This window comes from Micromonospora sp. ZG13, assembly GCF_059359355.1.
In genome coordinates this window covers 1-1,522 of the sequence record NZ_JCADBQ010000042.1, presented here as the reverse complement: position 1 = coordinate 1,522, position 1,522 = coordinate 1, and the positions used below count along the sequence as shown (strand labels likewise).

Below are 1,522 nucleotides of genomic sequence, written 5' to 3'. Positions count from 1 at the left end.
CAGAGGTCGCCGGTGCGGTAGAGGCGGCTGCCGGGTGTGGTGGCGTGGGGGTCGGGCAGGAACCGCTCCGCCGTCTGTCCGGGCTTGTTCAGATAGCCGCGGCTGACCACGTCACCGGCGACGCAGACCTCGCCGGGTGCCCCGGGCGGGACGAGTTGCAGGTCGGCGTCCACCAGGTAGATGCGGGCGCCGGCGATGGGGGTGCCGAGGTCGGGCCGGTGGACGCCGTCGGGACCCACGGGGCCGACGGTGACGGCGACGGTGGTCTCCGTGGGCCCGTAGATGTTGAACAGGGTGTACGGCGCCTGCGCGGACGGCCGGGTGGTGAGCGCGTCCCCGCCGGTGAATATCTTGTGCAGCCGGCTGGTCGACGGGGTGGGCAGCCGCAGGACGGCCTCCGCGATCGGGGTCGGCAGGAACGTCGTCGTGACGCCCTGGCGGACGAGCCAGTCGTGCAGCGCGGCGGGGTCGAGGCGGTCGGCGGGGTCGGCGACGTGCAGGGTGGCGCCGCTGACCAGCGCCGGCCAGATCTCCCAGATCGCGGCGTCGAAGCCGAGGCTCGCCACCTGGCCGTGGCGCTGGCCGGGGCCCGTCGGGTGGGTGTCCAGGTGCCAGTGCACCAGGTTGGTCAGCGCCCGGTGGGGGACCATGACGCCCTTGGGGCTCCCCGTGGACCCGGAGGTGTGGATGACGTACGCCACCTGCTCCGGGTGGATGTCCATCGCAGGCGGTGCGATCGCGCCCGCGACCGGTACCGAGCCCGGGGCGAGGGCGATGACGCCGGGGGGTGTGTCGGTGTCGTGGGGGTGTTCGGTGATGAGGATGGTGACGGCGGAGTTGGTGATGAGGTGGTGTCGGCGTGCGGGTGGTGTGGTGGGGTCGATGGGGAGGTAGGCGGCGCCGGTCTTGAGGACGGCGAGCATGGCGGTGATGGCGGGGGTGCCGGGTGGGAGGCTGACGGCGATGGGGTGGTCGGGTCGGGCGCCGTGTCGCAGGAGTTGGTGGGCGAGGTGGTTGGACCACTCGTCGAGTTCGCGGTAGGTGATCGCCCCCGCCCCGTCGACCACCGCCGTCACGTCCGGATGCCGCGCCGCCGCCTCGGCCACCAGCCGCGGCACGCATCCCGCGTCGCCGGGCGGGACCGCGACCGGAGCGGCGACCAGCGCGGCGAGCCGCTCGCGCTGCGCGTCCGTGACCGCGACCACGGTGGACAGGGGCCGGTCCGGATCGGCCAGCACGGCGGCGACCAGGGCGCGGTAGCTGTCGGCCAGCCCGGCCATCGTGGCGGGCTCGTACAGGTCGCAGGCGTAGTCGAAGAGCACCCGGACCACGTCCGGCTCCACCTGCACCTGGACGGTCAGGTCGAACTTCGCGACCCCTTCGTCGATCGGCAGCGGCCGCATCGTGGCGGTGTGCAGCGGCACCGGATCGTCGCCGTCCATGGTGGTGAAGACGGTTTGGATGAGGGGTGGGGTGTGGGGGTCGCGGGTGGGTCTGGTGTGTTCGACGAGTTTGTCGAAGG

At 73.1% G+C, this 1,522-nt stretch carries 1 protein-coding gene; it reads right to left on the bottom strand.

Translation table 11 applies throughout. The features are described 5' to 3' along the window. On the bottom strand, positions 1 to 1,463 hold a 1,463-nt coding region (locus AC5L34_RS29450; protein WP_494827911.1), incomplete at its 3' end, for an amino acid adenylation domain-containing protein. Positions 1,464 to 1,522 lie beyond the last annotated feature (59 nt).